Source organism: Guyparkeria sp. WRN-7, from assembly GCF_001641825.1.
Lineage (GTDB): Bacteria > Pseudomonadota > Gammaproteobacteria > Halothiobacillales > Halothiobacillaceae > Guyparkeria.
This window is the reverse complement of sequence record NZ_LRFH01000002.1, coordinates 135,181-155,931: the sequence shown is the minus strand read 5'-3', so window position 1 is coordinate 155,931 and position 20,751 is coordinate 135,181. Positions and strand designations below refer to the sequence as shown.

14 protein-coding genes are annotated in these 20,751 nt (G+C 65.0%); 8 read left to right on the top strand and 6 right to left on the bottom strand.

All coding sequences use genetic code 11. From position 1 onward, the window contains the following. Positions 1–144: 144 nt before the first annotated feature. From AWR35_RS00940 to glgB, 4 genes are all read right to left on the bottom strand, one after another. A complete protein-coding gene (locus AWR35_RS00940; RefSeq protein ID WP_058574083.1) occupies positions 145–540 on the bottom strand; it encodes a PilZ domain-containing protein in 396 nt (131 codons plus the stop codon). Then, complete coding sequence (locus tag AWR35_RS00935) at positions 530–2,818, bottom strand: DUF1631 family protein (RefSeq protein ID WP_058574082.1); 2,289 nt, start codon at positions 2,816–2,818, stop codon at positions 530–532. The genes AWR35_RS00940 and AWR35_RS00935 overlap by 11 nt, the downstream gene beginning before the upstream one ends. Then, positions 2,815–4,263 carry a glycogen synthase GlgA gene (gene glgA / locus AWR35_RS00930; protein WP_197408097.1) on the bottom strand — a complete coding sequence of 483 codons (1,449 nt, stop codon included), beginning with the start codon at positions 4,261–4,263 and terminating at the stop codon, positions 2,815–2,817. The genes AWR35_RS00935 and glgA overlap by 4 nt, the downstream gene beginning before the upstream one ends. A gap of 153 nt (positions 4,264–4,416) precedes the next feature. Further along, complete coding sequence (glgB, locus tag AWR35_RS00925; RefSeq protein WP_058574081.1) at positions 4,417–6,588, bottom strand: 1,4-alpha-glucan branching protein GlgB; 2,172 nt, start codon at positions 6,586–6,588, stop codon at positions 4,417–4,419. A 278-nt stretch (positions 6,589–6,866) separates the two neighbouring features. Between glgB and glgC the strand changes: the two genes are divergently transcribed. From glgC to malQ, 3 genes are read left to right on the top strand one after another with little or no spacing between them, the layout of a single operon-like run. Beyond that, positions 6,867–8,135: a glucose-1-phosphate adenylyltransferase gene (gene glgC, locus AWR35_RS00920; protein WP_156413894.1), complete on the top strand. Its 1,269-nt coding sequence runs from the start codon at positions 6,867–6,869 to the stop codon at positions 8,133–8,135. A 48-nt stretch (positions 8,136–8,183) separates the two neighbouring features. Continuing rightward, on the top strand, positions 8,184–9,887 hold the full coding sequence (locus AWR35_RS00915) for a glycoside hydrolase family 57 protein (RefSeq protein ID WP_231723531.1): 1,704 nt from the start codon (positions 8,184–8,186) through the stop codon (positions 9,885–9,887). Next, positions 9,884–11,341, top strand: coding sequence for a 4-alpha-glucanotransferase (gene malQ, locus AWR35_RS00910; RefSeq protein WP_058574078.1), 1,458 nt, complete (start codon positions 9,884–9,886; stop codon positions 11,339–11,341). Before AWR35_RS00915 ends, malQ begins: the two co-directional genes overlap by 4 nt. 67 nt (positions 11,342–11,408) lie before the next feature. On the opposite strand, the gene ppc is transcribed toward malQ, so the two are convergent. Beyond that, positions 11,409–14,225, bottom strand: coding sequence for a phosphoenolpyruvate carboxylase (gene ppc / locus AWR35_RS00905; protein ID WP_058574077.1), 2,817 nt, complete (start codon positions 14,223–14,225; stop codon positions 11,409–11,411). A 406-nt stretch (positions 14,226–14,631) separates the two neighbouring features. Here ppc and gnd point away from each other — a divergent pair, with 406 nt between their 5' ends. From gnd to tsaB, 4 genes are all read left to right on the top strand, one after another. Then, positions 14,632–15,552 (top strand): phosphogluconate dehydrogenase (NAD(+)-dependent, decarboxylating), encoded by a 921-nt coding sequence (gene gnd / locus AWR35_RS00900; protein WP_058574076.1) that lies wholly within the window; start codon positions 14,632–14,634, stop codon positions 15,550–15,552. Between the two features lie 47 nt (positions 15,553–15,599). Then, a complete protein-coding gene (zwf, locus tag AWR35_RS00895; RefSeq protein ID WP_058574075.1) occupies positions 15,600–17,111 on the top strand; it encodes a glucose-6-phosphate dehydrogenase in 1,512 nt (503 codons plus the stop codon). Beyond that, entirely contained in the window at positions 17,111–18,790 is a 1,680-nt protein-coding gene (gene pgi, locus AWR35_RS00890) for a glucose-6-phosphate isomerase (protein WP_231723530.1), read from the top strand. The genes zwf and pgi overlap by 1 nt, the downstream gene beginning before the upstream one ends. 116 nt (positions 18,791–18,906) lie before the next feature. Further along, the gene (gene tsaB, locus AWR35_RS00885) at positions 18,907–19,599 is read left to right on the top strand and encodes a tRNA (adenosine(37)-N6)-threonylcarbamoyltransferase complex dimerization subunit type 1 TsaB (protein WP_058574074.1); all 693 of its coding nucleotides are present in this window, start codon (positions 18,907–18,909) and stop codon (positions 19,597–19,599) included. An 86-nt stretch (positions 19,600–19,685) separates the two neighbouring features. Here the strand turns inward: tsaB and AWR35_RS00880 are convergent, their stop codons facing one another. After that, positions 19,686–20,111 carry a hypothetical protein gene (locus AWR35_RS00880; protein ID WP_058574073.1) on the bottom strand — a complete coding sequence of 142 codons (426 nt, stop codon included), beginning with the start codon at positions 20,109–20,111 and terminating at the stop codon, positions 19,686–19,688. Positions 20,112–20,369: 258 nt separating this feature from the next. On the opposite strand from AWR35_RS00880, the gene crcB reads away from it, so the two are divergent. Beyond that, a complete protein-coding gene (crcB, locus tag AWR35_RS00875; protein ID WP_058574072.1) occupies positions 20,370–20,750 on the top strand; it encodes a fluoride efflux transporter CrcB in 381 nt (126 codons plus the stop codon). Position 20,751: the final 1 nt, after the last annotated feature.

Sequence of the window (20,751 nt, the reverse complement as noted above, 5' to 3'; positions counted from 1 at the left end):
CGATGGTCGGAGCCCTGCCGTCGGTCGGGACGGCGGGAATTGTACATCAGGGCGCCGGCGGCGCCGGCACGAATTGCGCGGCGCCAGAAGCGGGCGAAGGGTCTTCGGTCCTGCGGGGGCAGGCCGGTTCGTCAGACCGGGAAGTCAGGCGAGGAACAGGGCCCGCCAGTCGCGGTTGTCGTGTTGCGCCTGGTTCCCGCTGTCGTCGATCATCGGCAGTTCGATGCCGATCTGGCACTGGCCCCGGTCGAGATTGCGTACCCAGATGACCTCACCGACGAGGTAGAAGGGCTCGCTGGCATCATCGAGCCGGGCGACGACTTCGACCGGGGCGCCGGATTCGACCCGTTCGGCCCAGTCCGCCTCGCAGCAAAGGTTCAGGCCGTTGGCGCTGATGTCGATGATCTTGCCACTCCCGACGGGGGTGGCTTCGCCTTGCAGGCGCAGCAGGCCCTGGCCCGACTTCTCCAGTCGCAGGAAGTCGCGGCGGTCCTGGATGCGCTCGTCACCGGTCGGGGTTGTCGCGTGTTCAGCGCTCATCGCGAGCCTCCTCCAGCTGGGTGCGCAACTGCTCGGTGGCGCGAACGAAGCGCGGGTTGTCGAATACCAGTCGCGTGCGTTCCTCGAGCAGGTCATCGATGACCTGAGCGACCGGAAGCGTGAGCTTGGCCTGGCCAGTACGGTTGGCGAAGTTGATCACGCCGTTTTCGCTATCGAGATTGCGGATCTTGAGGCGTCGCAGGGCCCGACCCGGGCCGGTATAGACCTCGAACCACTCCTCGCTGAGAACCTGCTGGTCGAAGAACGCCTGCACGAAGTCCAGCGAGGCGAGGAACAGGCCGTCACGGGGGATGCCGGAGGCGGATTCTTCCGCCGGCGTCGGCTCGGTCCGCTCGGTCGCTGTAGCCGCCTCGGTCGCGTTGGCCGGTTCGTCCACCTCGCTGGGCGGGTTCGGTTCGACCGACGCGAGATCGATCGGTGACGGAATGTCGATCGACTCACCTGTGTCGGGGGTTGGGTCGCTCGCCGAGTCCGGCTCGGGAGCCGGGGCGGATTCGGCAGTCGCCGGGGCGGCCGCCCGTTCCTTCAAGTCCGCCGGGTCTGGAGTCTCCATGCCGAGCTCGTGGCCCGCCGGCATGACATATTCCGGCTCGGCCGACGGGGAGGAGGCGGGTGCCGCCTGTTCGGTCTCCTGCGTCACCGGCCGTTTGGGGATCGACATCTCCGGCATTTGCCGGGCCTGTTCGTCGAGATATTCGATGAAGCCGTCGAGTGCCTGCTGCTCCTCGGTGAGCAGACCGTCGCCGGCCGTCTCGTTGAAGAGTTGGGTCGCGTGACGTCGGTAGTCGTCGACGTCCGCGCGCTCGATGGTCGGGTCGATCTGCAGGGTGAGCGTGTCCTGAAGGAGCGTGATGATCCCCGCCCAGGGCGCGCTCTGGCGCCCTTGGTTGATCATCGTGCGCACCATGAACGGCTGGAAGACTTTCGCTAGGACATCACGGGCAGGCTCGCGCAGCGGCATGTCAGCGACGTGGCCGGCGAGAATCTTGTCCACCCGGACCCGGCAGCGCTGCTCGATCAGCGCCAGACGGTCGCGTGCCGGGCTGGGGCGCTGGGCCTCTGGTTCGACCGGCTTGCCCCGCGAGATGTCGCGCATCTGGTCGGCCAGTACCTCGAGACGTTCCGGCGCATCGACGATTGCCTCCTGGATCGGCACCAGCATGTCGGCAGTGGCCTGGACGTCGGGCTTGAGGTCCGGGTCGGAACCGATCAGCGCCATCAGGTTGATGATGCGACGTGCCGGGTGGTCCGCATCGGCGAGGAAGTGTCGGTCGCGCGCCGCGAGCAGCAGCACGGCGAGCTGCAGTGCGGCAATCTGGCGACGATGGCGCGGGTCGATCAACTCGTCGTTGAGCACGTCACTGAACGTCATGCCGACCAGACGGATCAGATCCCGGCTGCGTGTCGGCCAGTTGCCCAACGGCAGGGTGGGCTCGATCCGATCCATGATGAATTCGGCAAAGGCCTCGGCCCGCCAGTCCTGATCGCGTTCGAAGCGGAACAGGTACTGGTCGTCGCCGGCGATGGTGGCCCGGACCAGCGGTACCAGGCGGTCGGCGAGTGCTTCCGGGTTCGGGCCGTCGTGCCGAGGTTCCTCCGTGGTCGTGTCCGGCGGAGGAGTGATCTGCAGTGCCGGGTCGACTTCATCCAGCGGGTTGCGCAGGCGCTTGATGCCGGGGAGCACGCCTACCTGGATGAGGTAGTCGTTGAGCACCGAGTAGATCGGCGCCAGTCGGTTGAGTACCTGGTCGGCCCAGTGGGCGATGAGTCGGTGCCGAAGTGCGTCCGGAAGGTCTCGGGTCTGGGCGAGGAAGGCCTGGCTGATCGATTCCATCGTGTAGAGGTCGGCCGGCACGGCTTCCGGGTCGTCACTGTGCAGCTGGCCGATACGGGCCTCGAACTGGGCATGCTCGGTACCGCAGCGTTGCTTGGCATCAGCGAGGGCGTCCTCGAACAACAGCGCCCGCGAGCGATCTCCGATCAACTCGTGCCACTCGACCGGGTCGGTGGCCGCGCCGCTGCCGAGCAGCTTGTCTGACAGCCCGCGGAAGAAGCCGTCCTGTTCGGCCCGCGCCTCGGCGATGGCCTCAAACGCCTCGGCCCGGCGGGCATCGTCGCGTTCGCTGGAGGCCAGGTCGAACAGCTGACGCTCGACCTGGGCAAACAGGCGGCGGACACCCTCGTGCAGCGCCGCTCCCATCAGGCGAGCCAGTTCGTCGCGGACCTGGGCGGGACTGGTCTGGAATCGATTCATCATTGCGGTTCGGCTTTCGTGATCGCGCGGTAGAGGTCGAGATAGGACCGAGCGCTCGCGCCCCAGTCATAGTGTTGCCCCATGGCCTGTTTCCGGACCTGCTCGAGGTCGTCGGGGCGCCGGAACAGGGCACTGAACTCGTCTATGGACCAGAGGATAGCGTTCATGTCCAGATGGTTCATCACGACGCCCGTCGCGGTCCCGTCGCGCAGTGTGGCCGGCGTGACCGGGGTGACGGTATCGGCCAGACCGCCCACCTGGTGGACGATCGGCACGGTGCCGTACTTGAGGCTGTAGAGCTGGTTCAGACCGCAGGGTTCGAACCGGCTCGGCATGATGAACGCATCACCCCCTCCCTCCATGCGGTGGGCCAGGCCCTCGTCATAACCGATCCGGACCGCAATGCGTTCGGGGTCGGCCTCGGCGCGGGCGCGCAGTGCCTGCTCGAATCGGGCCTCGCCGCTGCCAAGGCAGGCGAACTGGACGTCCCGCTGGCCGAGCATGGACAGGGCCTGGATGACCAGGTCGATGCCTTTCTGCTCGACCAGTCGGCCGACGTGCACGATGAGGGGCACATCGTCACGTATCGGCAGGCCGAGCTCTTTCTGAAGGGCTGCCTTGTTTTCCGCCTTGCCGGCGAGGTTTGTCCGCGAATAGTTGGTCACCAGCGCGGCGTCCTCTTCCGGGTCCCAGTCCGAGCCGATGCCGTTGAGAATGCCGACCAGCGAATCGCGTCGATGGCGCAGCAGGCCATCGAGGCCGTAACCGAACTCGTGAGTCTGGATCTCGCGGGCGTAGTTCGGGCTCACCGTGGTGATGCGGTCGGCAAAGACGATGCCGCCCTTGATGAACGACATGTTGCCCCAGTATTCCAGGCCGTCTGGACGCCACAGGCTCCAGGGCAGGCCGAGGCGTTCGAATGTCGAGCGGTCGAACACGCCCTGGTAGGCGAGGTTGTGCAGGGTGAAGACCGTCTGCGGCTTGTCGGCCTCGTGGAGCAGGGCCGGGATCAGGCCGGTCTGCCAGTCGTTGGCATGCACCACGTCGGGTTGCCAGGACGGATCGACGTCACCCGTGGCGAGCGCGACGGCGGCGCGCGCGAACAGGGCGAAGCGATCCGGATTGTCGTGCCAGGAGTTGCCGTCCGGGCCCATGTAGGGGTTGCCCTGCCGGGCGGAGAACGTGGGGTGGTCTACCAGGTAGACGGGGACGCCACTGTCGGGCATCACGGTCTGGAGGATATCGACCGGCTGGCCGAGCACGTCGATGTGGGCGATGTGCTCGGTGGTCTGGTCCTCGCGCAATGCCAGATCGCCGTAGCGCGGCATGACGAGACGGACGGTGACGCCAAGCTCGGTGAGAGCCGCCGGCAAGGCGCCGGAGACATCGGCGAGTCCCCCGGTCTTCATCAGGGGATAGGCTTCACTGGTCGCGAACAACACAGACAGCGACACGTCGGTATCTCCTCGAGTCGGGTGAACGGGCGGTCAATCCACGCGACGACCTGCTCCCGGGGGCGGGTCGTCAGCCGGAGTATCGCATGTTATCCGATTGCTGTGTTCCGGGCTCGCCTCAGCGCGACCCGGAAGAGCGGGTTCGCCTCAATGGCCGCTATGCTTGAGCACCACCGCACTGAGGCCGGGCAGTTCCAGCTCGAGACTGGCGGCCTGGCCGTGCCAGGGCGTCTCTTCGGCAGCGGTTGGGGCCGGGTTTCGCCCGGCACCGCCGAATTCCTCGCTGTCGGTATTCAGTATGACCTGGTAACGGCCAGCCTTCGGCACGCCGATGCGGTATCCAGATCGCGAGACCGGGGTGAAGTTCATCACCACGATCAGGCTTTCTAAGTGGCCGTGACGAGAGAAGCTGACCACGGACTGGTTGCGGTCACTGCAGTCGATCCACTCGAAGCCGCCGGCCTGGAAGTCGCGTTCGTGCAGCGCCGGCTCCTGACGGTAGCGGAAGTTGAGTTGATCGACCAGGGACTGAATGCCCTGATGCAATGGGTAGTCGAGCATCCACCAGTCGAGCTCGCGGGCGTGCGACCACTCGTTTCCCTGCCCGAATTCCGTGCCCATGAACAGGAGCTTCTTGCCGGGGAAGGTGTACTGCCAGGCCAGCAGCAGGCGCAGGTTGGCGAAGCGCTGCCACTCGTCACCCGGCATCTTGGCGGGCAGCGCCCGCTTGCCGTGGACCACCTCGTCGTGCGACAGCGGCAGGATGAAGTTCTCGGAGAACGCGTAGAGCAGCCCGAAGGTCAGCAGGTTGTGGTGGTGCGGCCGGTGGAGCGGATCCTCGCTGAAATAGGCGAGCGAGTCGTTCATCCAGCCCATGCTCCACTTCATGGAGAAGCCCAGGCCGCCGTGATCGGGCGGACGGGAGACCATCGGCCAGGCGGTCGACTCCTCGGCCATCATCAGGGTGCCCGGGTTGCGCGACAGGATGGTGTGGTTGAGTCGCTGCAGGAATTCGATCGCCTCGAGATTCTCTCGGCCCCCGTGCTTGTTCGGCAGCCAGTCCCCCGCCTGGCGGGAGTAGTCGAGGTAGAGCATCGAGGCGACCGCATCCACGCGCAGGCCGTCGAGGTGGAGATGTTCGATCCAGTATTGCGCCGAGGCGATCAGGAAATTCTCCACTTCCCGGCGGCCGTAGTTGAAGATCAGCGTGCCCCAGTCGCGATGTTCGCCCCGACGGGGGTCCTCGTGCTCGTAGAGTGCGCTGCCATCGAAGCGAGCCAGGGCGAATTCGTCCCGCGGGAAGTGGGCCGGTACCCAGTCGAGGATCACGCCGATCCCGGCGGCGTGGGCGCGATCGACGAAACGGCAGAACGCTTCAGGTGTGCCGAATCGGCTGCTGGGAGCGAAATAGCCGGTGGTCTGGTAGCCCCACGAGCCGTCGAAGGGGTGCTCGGTAACCGGCAGCAGTTCGATGTGCGTGAAACCGCGTTCCTGGACGTAGGGAATCAGCTGGTCCGCCAGTTCGTCGTAACTCAGGAACTCGTCGCCGTGGCGGCGCCATGAGCCCAGGTGAACCTCGTAGATCGAGATCGGTGCCTGGTCCCACTGCCATTGCTCGCGCCGTTCCAGCCAGTCGTCGTCCTGCCAGTCGAAGTTCTGGAAGGCCGGCACGATGGCCGCCGTGTCCGGGCGCAATTCGAATGCACGGCCCACCGGGTCGGTTCGCAGGCGGGTTTCTTCGGTGAGTCGACTGGTGATTTCGTACTTGTAGAGATCGCCGACGTTCACGCCGGGGATGAACAGCTCCCAGACGCCGCTGCCACCGAGAACGCGCATCGGATGGCGCCGGCCGTCCCAATCGTTGAAGCTGCCGACCACGCTGACACGGGCGGCGTTCGGCGCCCAGACGGCGAATCGTGTGCCGACCACCCCGTCGACCGAGAGAACTTGCGCACCGAGCATCTGCCACAGCTGCAGGTGGCGTCCCTCGGCGAACAGGTGAAGATCGAGCTCGCCGACCGTCGGCAGGAAGCTGTAGGGGTCGATCACCTGATAGCCATGGCCGTCCTCGAGCGTGACGTGATACTCCGGATGGGCGGGCACCCACTCGCGCGGCAGGGTGACCTCGAACAGCCCCGGGCACTCGGGGTGGGCGTTGAGGCTGACGGGTTCGCCGTCGCGATCGCGTGTCTCGACCCGCGCTGCGTGTGGCTGGAAGGTGCGCAGCTTCAGGTTGTCCTGGTCGTCGGCATGCACGCCGAGTACCCGGTGCGGGTCGTGATGGCGGACGTCGATCAGAGCTTGAAGGTCGTTTTCCATGCGGTCTCGGGGAGCGATTGATGCTGTTCTGACGCAAATCGGGCGGACGCCTCCGTGGCTGCCAGCGCCAAGCGTTGACTATGGCATAGGTCAGGACAGGCGGCGAATCCGAGTGTGCCGGCCGCGCCGGGACGTGGCGATGCGCCTCGCGTCGGCGTGAAATTTGTTATCCAACCGAAATGTGGATGCGCTAGTCTCTAGGATTGATCTGGACGGCGGGCCGGCATGGGTCCGCGGGAACCTCGCAATGGATGGAGCTCAAGAGGTCTGGCCACATGATTGTCGATAGCCCCCAACGACTCGTCAGTCGCATCACCCGGGATACGCTGGCCCTGGTGCTCGCCGGCGGACGCGGTTCGCGCCTGCGCCAACTGACCGACTGGCGCGCGAAGCCCGCGGTACCGTTCGGCGGCAAGTTCCGCATCATCGATTTTCCGCTGTCGAATTGCGTCAACTCGGGCATTCGTCGCATGGGTGTGCTCACGCAGTACAAGGCGCACTCGCTGATCAAGCACGTGCAGCTCGGTTGGGGCGGCAACCACGTGGCGCGCGGAGAATTCGTCGAACTGCTACCCGCTCAGCAGCGCGTCAACGACCAGTCCTGGTACAGCGGTACGGCCGATGCGGTCTACCAGAACATCGACATCCTGCGCGCCCACGATGCCGAGTACACGCTGATCCTCGCCGGTGATCACGTGTACAAGATGGACTACGGGCCGATGATTGCCTATCACGTCGAGAAGCAGGCGGACCTGACGGTCGGCTGCATCCAGGTGCCGGTCGATCAGGCTCGCTCGTTCGGCGTGATGGATATCGATAGCGAAGGGCGGATCCACAGTTTCGTCGAGAAGCCTGACAACCCGCCGACGATGCCGCGCTCGCCCGACCAGTCGCTGGCATCGATGGGCATCTACGTCTTCCGCACCGACTTCCTGTTCGAGCAGCTGATCCGGGACGCGGATGATCCGGAATCCGAGCACGACTTCGGCAAGAACGTGATCCCGCGGCTGATCGAGGAGCACCAGGTCTTTGCCTACCCGTTCCGCGAGCCCGGTCAGGACGAGCAGTCCTACTGGCGTGATGTCGGGACGATCGACTCCTACTGGTCGGCAAACCTGGAACTGATCGGCGTGGAACCGGACCTGAATCTCTACGACACGGAGTGGCCGATCTGGACCTACCAGGAGCAGCTGCCGCCGGCGAAGTTCGTCTTCGACGAGGATGGCCGGCGGGGAACGGCGATCGACTCGATGGTCAGCGGCGGCTGCATCATCTCCGGGGCGGTGGTGCGCCACTCGCTGCTGTTCTCGAACGTGATGGTGCGCGAGCAGGCCTACGTCGAGGATGCGGTGATCCTGCCCAACGTGCAGGTGGGCGAGGGCGCCGAGATCCGGCGGGCGGTGATCGACAAGGGCTGCATCATCCCGCCGGACATGAAGATCGGGGTCGACGCCAACGCCGATCGCGAGCGCTTCGAGGTCAGTCCGAACGGCGTGGTTCTCGTCACGCCGCAGATGCTTGGCCAGAAACTGCACATGGTGCGCTGACAGGCACCGTCTGGCGATTCGTCGCCGCCGACCCTGGGGATGGGCGTGATGACAGACAAGCTTCCGGTGGTGTTTCTCTGGCACATGCACCAGCCCGAGTACCGCGATCCCCGCGATGGCGTGTACCAGCAACCCTGGACGTATCTGCACGCAATCAAGGATTACGCCGACATGGCGGCGCACCTGGAGCGTTGGCCCAAGGCTCGCGCGGTGGTCAATTTCGTGCCGATCCTGCTCGAGCAGCTGGAGGACTACGCGGCGCAGATCGAGCGGTGCCTCGCGACCGGCTCGAGTGAAGCGCTGCGCGATCCCGTTCTCAAGAGTCTCATCGATCCGGCCGCCCTGGCCGGCGAGGAGCGCAGCAGGGTGCTCGCTGCGCTACAGCGCGCCAATCGCGAGCGGATGATCGACCGCTTCCCCGCCTTCGCGCGCCTGATCCAGGCCGCCGAAGCCATCGGCGTGACCCCGACGCCGGGTCGATATGCGAGCGACACGTTCCTGGCCGACCTGTCGACGTGGTATCACCTCGCCTGGTGTGGCGAGACCTTGCGCCAGACGCATCCGTTGATCGCCCGTCTGATCAAACAGGAAGGAGCATTCTCGGCTGATTCCCGCGCCGGCTTGCTCGAGGTGATTGGTGAGACCATCGCCGGGCTGTTCGACCGCTACCGCGCATTGGCCGAACGGGGTCAGGTGGAGCTGTCGATGACCCCTTACGCACACCCGATCGTGCCGTTGCTGCAGGATCTGCGAGCGGGCACCGAAAGCGAGCCGGGTGCGCCACAGCCTGAGGAAAATACGTATCCGGGAGGCGAGAGCCGGGCATGGTGGCACATCGAGCACGGCCGGGCCGTGTTCCGCCGTCTGCTGGGACACGACCCGGCCGGCTGCTGGCCATCGGAGGGGGCGGTCTCGGATGCCACCGCCCGTCTGCTGGGCGAGGCGGGATTCGACTGGATGGCCAGCGGGCAGCAGGTGCTGCGCAACAGCCTCAACCACGCCCGCCAGGAGGTGCATTGCCCGCATCAGTCCTACGTGCTGGCAAACGAGCCCATTCGTCTGTTCTTCCGCGACGACGGCCTGTCCGATCGTATCGGTTTCGACTATCAGAACTGGCACGCCGACGATGCCGTCGGTGACCTGATCCACCACCTGGTATCGATCGCCGACACCTGCAGCCACCTGGGTGTCGAGGCCCCGGTCGTGCCGATCATTCTCGATGGTGAAAATGCCTGGGAGCACTATCCCGATAACGGGTTCTGGCTGCTCGACGGACTCTACAAACGGCTCTCCGACCACCCGCGTGTAGCGATGACCACCTTCACCGAGTACCTTTCGCGCCGGCCGGCGCCCGTCACGTTGCGGGGGCTGGTGGCCGGCAGCTGGGTTTACGGCAACCTTGCCACCTGGATCGGGGAGGCTGCCAAGAATCGGGCCTGGGATCGATTGGTCGAGGCACGGCAGGCCTATCTTGCCGCCGAGGAGAGCGACGACTGGGACGACGAGACGGCGGGGCGCAACGCGCAACAGCTGGCGGTATGCGAGGGGTCGGACTGGTTCTGGTGGTTCGACGACACCAGCCCGGCCGATGCGGTGCGTGACTTCGACCAGCTGTTCCGCCTCCAGCTCGCGCGGCTCTACGAATTGATCGGTCGACCCGTGCCGGAGGCGCTGGAGAGGCCTGTATGCGAACCCGTTCCGGATGACGAGCGGCCGAAGACCGGCGGGACGATGCGCCGGGGGCAGGCATGACGACGGCAGCCGGCGGATATTGCGAGGCACCGGCAACACGGCGCCGCGCCGGCCTGCTGCTGCCGGTGGCGAGCCTTAGCGAGCCAGGGTTCGGTCAGGCGGCCCGCGAGCTGCTCGACTTCCTGGCCCGTGCGGGCCTGTCGGTCTGGCAGGTGCTGCCGCTTGGCCCCACGCATTCGGATGGCTCCCCCTACCAGTGCCTGTCGTCGTTCGCGCTCGAGCCCACGCTGCTCGACGAACGGGACCTGGCCGAAGATCCGGCTTTCGACCGTGATACCCCGGTCACCGAACGGCGCCGGGGAGTGGGGGCGTGCCGGGCACTGCGCCAGTCCTTCGAGGCATTTCGCGACGAAGAAGCCGACTGGCTGGTCGATTACTGCCGGTTCATGGTCCTGCGTGACGAGCAGGGCGGGCGTTCATGGTTCGACTGGCCTCGCGGGCTGCGCGATCGAGAGCCATTGGCCATGCAAGGGGTTGAACGGGAGCAGGGCGACAAGATGGAGGCGGTGGCCTTCGAGCAGTTCCTGCTTGATCGCCAATGGCGGGCATTGCGGGAACAGGCCCGGTCGAAGGGCATCTGCCTGTTCGGTGACCTGCCCATCTTCGTTGCCGGCGACTCGGCCGACGTCTGGGCAAACCGTCGGCTGTTCAAGCTGGATGATGCCGGGCAACCGACGGGGGTGGCCGGGGTCCCGCCGGACTACTTTTCCGAAACCGGTCAGCGCTGGGGTAACCCATTGTTCGATTTCGACCGGATGGCGGAGGACGACTTCGGTTGGTGGCGGTTGCGGCTGGCTCGCCATCTGGCGCTGTACGACTGGGTGCGTATCGACCATTTCCGGGGATTTTCCGCCTACTGGGAAATCCCTGCGGCGGCCGACGATGCTACCGGCGGCCAGTGGATGGACGCCCCGGGGGAGGCGTTGCTCGCCTCCCTGCAGCGGGTCGGGGATGGTGATCTGCCGCTGGTGGCCGAGGATCTGGGCGTGATCACGCCGGACGTGACGGCCTTGCGTGATCGCTTTAGTCTGCCCGGCATGGCCGTGTTGCAGTTTGCCTTCGACGGTAGCGAGAACAACCCGCACCGACCCGACCAGCATCGGCAACACAGCGTGGTCTACACCGGCACGCACGACAACGACACGACGCTCGGTTGGTGGTTGTCGCTGGGCAACGCCGATCGGGCCTGCGTACGACGTCAACTGGAGGCGCTCCAGGGTATCGACCCGGCCACGCCGATGCCCGATGCGCTGGTCGAGTCGGCCCTGGGGTCGTGTGCCTCGCTGGCGATGCTGCCGGTGGCTGACTTGCTGGGGCTGGGCTCCGAGGCGCGCATCAATGTCCCCGGCACCTCGGAGGGCAACTGGGTGTGGCGCTTGCCGACCGGGGCGCTGGATGACGCACTGGCCGAACGGAGCCGGGCCAGGCTTGCCGCCCACGACCGGCTGATGTGAACGCCCGCCATAAAAAAGCCACCGCCTGGCAGCGGTGGCTTTTTCACGATTCGGCGTCGCGATCGTCCTAGCCGGTGTTGCGCATCCCCGCGGCGATCGCGTTGATGCTACGCAGCAGCGGCGGCAGCCACTTCTCGCGCTCGCCCTCCGGCACGCTCTCGTCCCGGTGGCGCGCGAGCAGGGTGATCTGAATGTGGTTGAGCACGTCCAGATAAGGATTGCGTCGCTTCATCGAGGTGCCGATGTACTCGTCGATCTCGATCAGGTTCTGCGCATGCGCGACCTCGAGCAGCTGTTCGACGGTGCAGTCGTATTCGCTGCGGATCTTGTCGTAGACCGCCTCGGCCTGCTCCTTGTCGGATACCAGGCCGGCATATTCGCGGGCGATGTTCATCTCGCCCTTGGTCAGCGACAGCTGGGTGTTGCGAAGCACACTGTGGAAGAACGGCCACTGCTCAAAGAGCTCGTGCAGGACGTCTTCCCGACCCGGGTTTTCTTCGCGCCAACGCTTGATGGCCGAGCCGATGCCGTACCAGGCCGGCAGCGTGTGGCGCGACTGCGACCAGCCGAACACCCACGGGATCGCGCGCACCGAGGCCTTCGACAGGTCGCCTTTCTTGCGCGAGGTCGGACGTGAGCCGATGTTGAGCAGGCCGAGCTCACGTACCGGCGTCGCCTCGTGGAAGTAGTGGAAGAAGAATGGCGTGTGGTCGGTCAGGTCGCGGTAGCTCTCCTCGCCGAAGCGGGCGAGATCCGAGACCACCTGCTCGTAGTCCGGCGGGACGGGATCCTCGGCCACCACCTGGTGGCGGGCCGCCTTCATCAGGCCGGTTGCGCCCATGGTGAGCTCGTAGATCGCCGTCTCGTTGTTGCTGTACTTCGAGGACAGCACCTCGCCCTGTTCGGTGAACTTGATCTGGCCCTCGACCGTGCCTTGCGGCAGCGACAGGATCGACTCGTGGGTCGGGCCGCCGCCACGGGCGACCGTGCCGCCGCGGCCGTGGAACAGGCGACATTCGATGCCGTTCTCACGGGTGACGCGAATGACGCGCTTCTGGGCGTTGTACAGGCTCCAGGTCGAAGCGAGCGAGCCGCCGTCCTTGCAGGAATCCGAATAGCCGAGCATGACCTCCTGCAGGTCTCCTGATGCGCTCACCAGGCCACGATAGGTCGGGTTGTCGAACAGGCGGCCGAGTACGTGCTCGATGTGCTTGAGATCCTCGATGGTCTCGAACAGCGGCGAGACCTGGATGTCGCTGAACCACTCGCCGGCCTCGTTCTTGCCCACCAGGCCGGTGATCGAGGCCAGATACATCACCTCCATCACGTGGCTGGCCGAGTGGGTCATCGAGATGACGTAGGTGCCGAAGCATTCGCGACTGATGTGGTCGATCAGTTGGCGCTTGACCTCGAGGACCTTGATCACCTCGCGGCTCTTTTCGCTCAGATCCGAAAGCGAGTCGGCGCGGTGGTTGCCGGCTTCGATCAGCTCGCCCAGCACCCGGGTGCGATCGTCCTCGGACAGGTTGGCGTAGTCGACGTCCGGGGCCAGCTGCTTGAGGACCTCGGTCACGGTCTCGGTGTGTTCGGTCGACTCCTGGCGGATGTCGAGACGGACCAGGTGCCAGCCGAAGGTCTCGGCCAGGCGGATGAGGTCCTTGAGGTCGCCTTCGGCCAGGAGGTGATCCCCGATGCCGGTCAGCGAGTCGCGCAGCCGGTAGAGATCGTCGAGGAAGGCGTCTTTGCTCTGGTAGGCGCGCGGATCCAGCTTGGCCGGCTTGCGGTCGAGCTCGCTGTGGATGTAGGCGAGGTTGTAGCGCAGGCGCTGGCGAATGGCGCGCAGCTTGAGGCGATAGGGCTCCTCGGGGAAGAACTCGCCGTTGCACGTGTTGCGCTCGAGCATGTCGAGTGCTTCGGCATCCGTCTTGAGTTGCAGCTGCTGGCAGTCGATCTCCGGGACCAGCTGCAACGAATGGGTCAGGATGCGCTTGAGTGTCTCGATCCGGTCGAGGTACTCGTTGATGATGGTTTCCGAGGCGAGACAGACGGCCTGGATGGTGACGTCGTGCGTCACGTAGGGATTGCCGTCGCGGTCGCCGCCGATCCAGGAGCCGAACTTGAACAGGCTCGGCACCTTGACCGGGTTGTCGGGGTGGTTCTCATTGAAATTGAGATTGACCGCTCGCTCCAGGTAGCGATACGCCTTGGGGACCGCCGCAAAGATCGAGGTGCGGAAGTAGTACATCCCCAGACGGATCTCGTCTGCCACTTCAGGGCGCGTGGTGCGCACCTCGTTGGTGCGAAGGAGGGCCAGGATGATCGACTTGACCTCGTCGAGCAGGCGCTCGCGCTCGACGCCCGTCGCCTCGGGGCGGTCGAGTTCACCGCAGAGCAGGAAGATCCGACGCTGCAGGTCCATCACCGTGCGGCGCTTGGCTTCGGTCGGGTGGGCGGTGAATACCGGCATGTACACCAGCTGATCGAGCAGACCCTGCAGCTGGTCGGGGGTCATGCCCTCGCGCTGGAACCCGCGGATGGTGTCGTAGAAGGACCCACGCCAGAGGCGAAGACCGCGGCGGATCTGGCGGCGACGGTGCTGGTGGGAATAGTCTTCCTCGGCGATGTTCACCAGGTTGAAGTACAAGCCGTAGGCACGCACGACCAGGTTCAGGCTGTCGGCGTCGAGCCCCTCGATCTCGTCCATCAACTGCTGGTAGAGCGCCTCGTCGTGGCTCTTGCGCAGATGGATGAAGCCACGCCGCAGGCTCTCGACCGTGTCGAACACGGTTTCGCCGGCTTGCTCACGCAGCACTTCACCGAGGAGGTTGCCGAACAGGCGCACTCGTGCGCGCAGGGCCTTGTCCTTGTCTTTGCTTGTCGTCATCGCGTCTGTTGTCTCGCGGCTTGATGTAGGCGGCTCCGTACCGGGGGTCGCGGCGGCCGGAGAGGGCATCCGACCCAGGGGTTGGCCCGTGGAATGTGGTCGGATGCATCGAGAAAATTCGCGGGCATTATATCGATTTCTCTCGCTTCTTGCCCCATCGCCAGCAGACAGGGGCTTCAAGAGCGAGGTTGCATCGGTGTCTCCCGACGCGAGGTTCATTCGCGAATGCGGTTGTCATCAGTGTCATAGAAATCGCATCCACCTTGTCTAGGCTTGTGTGTGAGGCGCGGGCCGCGCCGCTCGGCGTGGCCCGGACATTGCATGATCAATCGTCGTCGTTCCGGTGACGGGCCCACACCCGTCACCACGTTTCCGTGTTTTGGTTCGAACTCAGGGTGATTCAGGTATGAAACTCGCGATTCTCGGTCTCGGGCGCATGGGCGCCAACATGACCCGCCGCCTTTCCCGCGGTGGGATCACGGTGGTGGCGCACAACCGCAGCCGTGAGCCGATCGACGAGCTGGTACGAGACGAGGACAACGTCGTGCCGGCCTACACGGAGGCCGACGTCATCGCCTCTCTGGAGGCACCGCGCGTGGTCTGGCTGATGCTGCCGGCCGGCGAAGTCACCGAAGCGGCGATTGAGCGGCTCCTGCCGCAACTCGAACCCGGCGACGTGCTGGTCGACGGGGGTAACTCGCGATACAGCGAGACCATGGCGCATGCGGCGCGCGTGGAGGAGGCCGGTGTGCATTTCCTCGACTGCGGCACCTCCGGCGGCGTCTGGGGGCTGAAGAACGGCTACAGCCTGATGGTCGGCGGGAGTGAGGCCGGCTTTGTCCATATCGAGCCCGCGATTCGTGTACTGGCTCCCACCCCGGACAGCGGCTGGGGTCACGTCGGGCCAGCCGGCTCCGGCCACTTCGTCAAGATGATCCACAACGGCATCGAGTACGGCATGATGCAGGCGATGGCCGAAGGGCTCGCCGTGCTGCACAAGAAGGAAGAGTTCGATCTGGATCTCGCCCAGGTGACCGAGCTGTGGCGAGAGGGGTCGGTGGTGCAGAGCTGGCTTCTCGACCTGACGGCCGACGCACTGAAGAACGAGGGCCAGAGCCTGGAGGCGATCCAGCCGAAGGTCGCGGACTCGGGCGAGGGGCGCTGGACGGCGATCGAGGCGATCGATCTCGGCGTCGCCGCACCGGTGATGACACTGGCCCTGCAGATGCGTTTCGCGAGCCAGGATGACGAGGGTTACGGCAATCGTGTGCTCGCCATGATGCGTAACGCCTTCGGCGGTCATGCGGTCGAGCGACGGGACGACTGACGCGAACAACGCCGCCTGACGCCACTGCAACTGCCGGAACCATCAACATGCGCAAGCCCGATCAACGCAATCCGCCCAAACCGGTCACGATCGTCATATTCGGCGCGACCGGCAGCCTGTCGCGCCACAAGCTGTTGCCGGCCCTCTACCAGCTCGAGGTAGCGGGGCGCCTGGCCGAGGGTACCCGCATCATCGGCTTCGGTCGGCGGGACTGGGACGACGATGCCTGGCGCGAGGAGGTCCGTCGTCTCTGTCTCGCCGGCGGCGACGAGCCATGCGCTTCGGATGACGCAATCGAACGCCTGTTGCCGAAGCTTCACTTTCACAATGGCGATATCAACGAAACCAGCTGCTTCGAGAATCTCGCGGATCGCATCGAGCATGCCGAATTCCCGGACTGCGTGGTGTTCTATTTCGCGGTCGCCCCATCGGCGTTCGGGGCAATCTGCCGGAACCTGGGTGCCTGTGGGCTGACGGACGAGAGCCTGGGCTGCCGACGCGCCGTGATCGAGAAGCCGTTCGGTCACGATGTCGAAAGTGCCCATGCGCTCGACGGGTTGTTGCACCAGTACTTCGACGAAGGGCAGATATTCCGCATCGACCATTACCTCGGCAAGGGCACCGTGCAGAACATCATGGTGATGCGTTTCGCCAATCTGCTGCTCGAGCCGCTCTGGAACCGCAATCACATCGACCACGTGCAGATATCCCATGCCGAACAGCAGGGCATCGAGGGCCGGGGCGGTTATTACGATTCGGCCGGCGCATTGCGCGACATGGTGCAGAGTCACCTGATGCAGATGTTGGCCCTGACGGCGATGGAGCCGCCGGCCTCGATGGATGCCGAAGCGGTGCGGGACGAGAAGGTCAAGGTGCTTCGCTGCATCCGGCCGATCTCTCATCGCAGCGTGCATGCTCAGGCGTTTCGGGCCCAGTACGCGCGCGGGACGGTGGAAGGGGTGAACGAGCCCGGCTATCTCGATGAACCGGGGGTTCCCAACGATTCGGTGACGGAGACCTATGCGGCCCTGAAGCTCTACATCGACAACTGGCGCTGGCGTGACGTGCCGTTCTACCTGCGTACCGGCAAGCGGCTTTCCAAGAGCCACTCGCAGATATCGATCCGCTTTCGCGAGCCGCCCCAGCAGCTGTTCCGCGAGACACAGATAGCCAACACCGCGCCCAACTGGCTGCTGATCGGCATCCAGCCCGAGGAGAATTTCCGTTTCGAGCTCCAGATCAAGACCGAAGGGCTGGAGATGCGCACGCGAACGGTGCAGATGGATGCCAGCTACACCGGTCCGGAACCCCCCAATCTGGATGCCTACGCCAGCCTGCTTCTCGACGCGATCAACGGCGACCAGACCCTGTTCCTTCGGTATGATGAGGTGTCCTGGGCCTGGCGGGTGGTCGATCCGATCCTGCGCAACTGGGCGGTCGAGCGGGACTACATCCCGACCTACGCGGCGGGCAGCTGGGGCCCGCCGGAGGCCGACCGGTTGTTCGACTCCGATTCCCACCGCTGGCGAAACAACCTCAAGATCCCTGGGGAGGATTGATGCACAAGGAACGGTATGTCGGCCGGATGAGCCCGATATGGCAACTGCTCGAGGTCAAGGCGACCGAACACATGCGCCGTCACCCGAACGAGTGGTTCGACACCGACCCGGAGCGCGCCAACCGGCTGAGTGGTCACGCCGCCGGCCTGTCGATCGACTATTCCAAGCAGCGGGTTACCGACGATGTCATCGATGGCCTGATCGCCCTGGCCGATGAACGCAAGGTGCTCGAGCTGCGCGACGCGATGTTCGCCGGCGAGCACATCAATGGCAGCGAGGATCGGGCCGTTCTCCATGTCGCCCTGCGTAACCGTTCCAATCGCCCGATTTACCTCGATGGCGAAGACGTCATGCCCGAGGTCAACGCCGTTCTCGACCACATGGAAACCTTCGTCGAGGCCGTGCAGTCCGGCGAATGGCGCGGCTATGCCGGCGATGCGATCACCGACGTGGTCAACATCGGCGTGGGCGGCTCGGATCTGGGCACGCGGATGGTCTGCCGGGCACTCGGGTCGTACGCGGACCGGGGCATGCGGGTGCATTTCGTCTCGAACATCGCGCCGAGTGACCTGGCCTCCAAGCTGGACGTGCTGGACCCGCGGACCACGCTGTTCGTGGTGGCTTCCAAGAGCTTCGGTACCCAGGAAACGCTGGCAAATGCGCGTTCGGCACGTCGCTGGTTCCTCGAGGCTTCGGGTGACGAGCAGGCGATCGCCAAGCACTTCGTCGCGGTCTCCACCCACACGCAGCGTGTGCGCGAGTTTGGTATCGACCCTGCCAACATGTTCCCGATATGGGACTGGGTCGGTGGGCGTTATTCCCTCTGGTCTGCCATCGGGTTGCCGATCGCGCTCTATCTTGGCATGGATCGATTCAAGCGCCTGCTCGATGGGGCGCACGCCCTCGACGAGGAGTTCCGCCTGAACACGGGACGCGATAATCTGCCGTTGATCCTGGGCTTGATCGACGTCTGGAATGCCGATTTCCTCGGTTCCGATTCGCTCGCCATCTTCCCCTACGGCACGCGGCTTGGCTTCCTGCCCGCGCATCTGCAACAGGTGATGATGGAATCCAACGGCAAGCGGGTCCGCATCGATGGCCAGCCGGTCGACTCGCACACCAGTGCGGTCCTCTGGGGCGGGCTGGGCACGAACGGCCAGCATGCCTTCTACCAGCTGTTGCACCAGGGGACCCGGCTGATTCCCTCGGACTTCATCAGCTCCATTCGAACGCACTCGCCGATCGGCAGCCAGCAACGTCAGTTGCTCGCCAACCTGGTGGCACAGAGCCGTGCCTTGATGCTGGGGCGCACGCAGGAGGAGGTCGAGGCCCAGATGCGGGCCGAGGGTGCCGACGAACAGACCATCGAGCAGATCGCTCCTCACCGCGTCTGCCCGGGCGGCCAGCCCTCCAACACCATCCTGTTCCCGCAGATGACCCCCGAAGCGGTGGGTGCCTTGCTGGCACTTTACGAACACCGGGTATTCGTGGCGGGTGCGGTCTGGCAGATCGACTCCTTCGACCAGTGGGGTGTCGAGCTGGGCAAGCAGATGGCAAACGAGCTCGAATCCTTTATCGGCACCGACCAACCCGACGGGGAATTCGATGGCTCGACGCAGTGGTTGCTCAACGAGATTCGCAGTCACTGGCAGCCCGGCCAGAATGCCGACGACAGCTGAGTCGTCGGGCGGCACTTTTTTGGCGCGGATGGGAAAGTGGAGTGGCTGCCGGTAGAATCCGCACGCCGACGCAAACGGTTGGTTGTTTTTGATCCCACCGCTCCACAGGTGCCCGCTTGAACGTTCTCTACCTGGATTCCTCGACCGAGGCTTGTACCGCCGGCGTGGCGGCGGATGACCGGATCGTGACCGATTTCGCGATCGCACCGCGTGGCCACGCCCAACGCCTGTTGCCCATGGCCGAGACACTGCTGGAGCAGGCCGGCATTGGGTTTGCCGATCTCGACCTGGTCGGCTTTGGCCGCGGGCCGGGCTCATTCACGGGCGTGCGCATTGCGACAGCGATGGCGCAGGGCATCGCCATGGCCCGTGATTTGCCCATGGCGGGAGTTTCGTCGCTGGAATGTCTCGCCCTGGGGGCTTGGCAGCGGTTCCGGCGTTCCGGCGATCCCGGCGAGGGTGCCGAGATCCGCGTGGCGATCGACGCCCGTATGGGGGAGATCTATCGTGCAGTCTATCGTGCCGGGGCCTCGGGTGAGCTGGAAGTGCTCGAGCAGGAAGCCGTGACCAAGCCCGTTTTCCCCGGGCGGTTTGACGCCTCCCTGCCACTGATCGCCGCCGGGAGCGGTTTCGGGCGCTATCCCGACATGAACGAATCGGCTGTCGTCGCCCTGTGCGACCCCGACGCCTTGCCGCATGCCCGGGACGCTCTGTCGCAATTGCAACGGCTGGGCGAGGAGCGGTGGATGCCGCCCGACGCGGCCGTGCCGCATTACGTACGCGACAATGTGGCACAGGTCGCGAAGTGACTCAGGGGCCGAGCGTTATGCGTGGATGGCAACGAAAAAGCCCCCGATAGCGGGGGCTCTAGTCGTGCGGTCGTTATCAACGGGAGTTACTGGATATTGCCGCAGGCAGTGATCGTGTTGCCGTCATAGATGACAACCGAGCGCGGCTGGCCCATCAGCTCTTCGATGCTGATGTCGATGGTGGTCATCGACTGGCCGTCCTGAAACGGGGTGCACTGAAACTCCGGCTGCTTGTTGAAGGCGAGGTTTTCCGGTGCGCCCTCGCTGTCTTCCGCGTAACGGCAGACGCCGCGATGGATGCCCACCGACATGCCTTCGGCGTTCTCGGCGTTGACGACAACCGTCATCTGGCCGTTCTCCGGATCGAAGATCGCCGTGCCGGAAACGCCGGAATCCCCGCGCTCATCGACGGATGCCTGGTAGGCCTCGTACTGATCATCTTCCGCCATCGTCGGCGCGCTGAGCCCGAGGGACAGTCCGGCAATGGTGGTGGCGAGTAGCAGTTTCTTCATGCGATCTCCTTGACGTTGTCTGGATTGAGACGATTCTCGGAACGCTAGGCACTCAAACGGCTCGATTGATATCTTGCCTTTCGACTTGGTGTTGCCTGACGCCGAGCTTAGGACACTTCGACCGAGTTGCAACCGTGGACTGACGGCCAGCCGGGCGGCATCAGGTCGGCCGATCGGACCAGGTGGGCGTGCTACGCTCGCCGCCCGGATCGGCCGGCCGTCTGAGGGTGGGAACCAACACTGGAGGCAATAAACGGCATGAAGCTCTATCTGCTGATCGGTCTGGCGGGCGGGCTCGGCGCCATGGCCCGTTATCTGGTCACCTCGTTTTTCATGCATCTGGCCGGGCGTGGTTTCCCCTGGGGGACCTTTTCGGTAAACGTGCTGGGCTCGGCCTTGATGGGATTCCTGGGTGTTTGGCTGGTCGCTCGCTGGCAGCTGCCGCTGGAGTATCGTCTGGCGATTCTCACCGGATTTCTGGGTGCCTTCACCACCATGTCTGCCTTCTCGGTCGATACGCTGGCCTTGCTGGAGCGCCAGCAGTGGCTCTCGGCGATTGCCTATGCAGGCGGCACGGTGATGCTTTGCCTGGTTGCCGCCCGCGGTGGCATGTTGATGGCGGAACGGCTGGCGTCCTGAG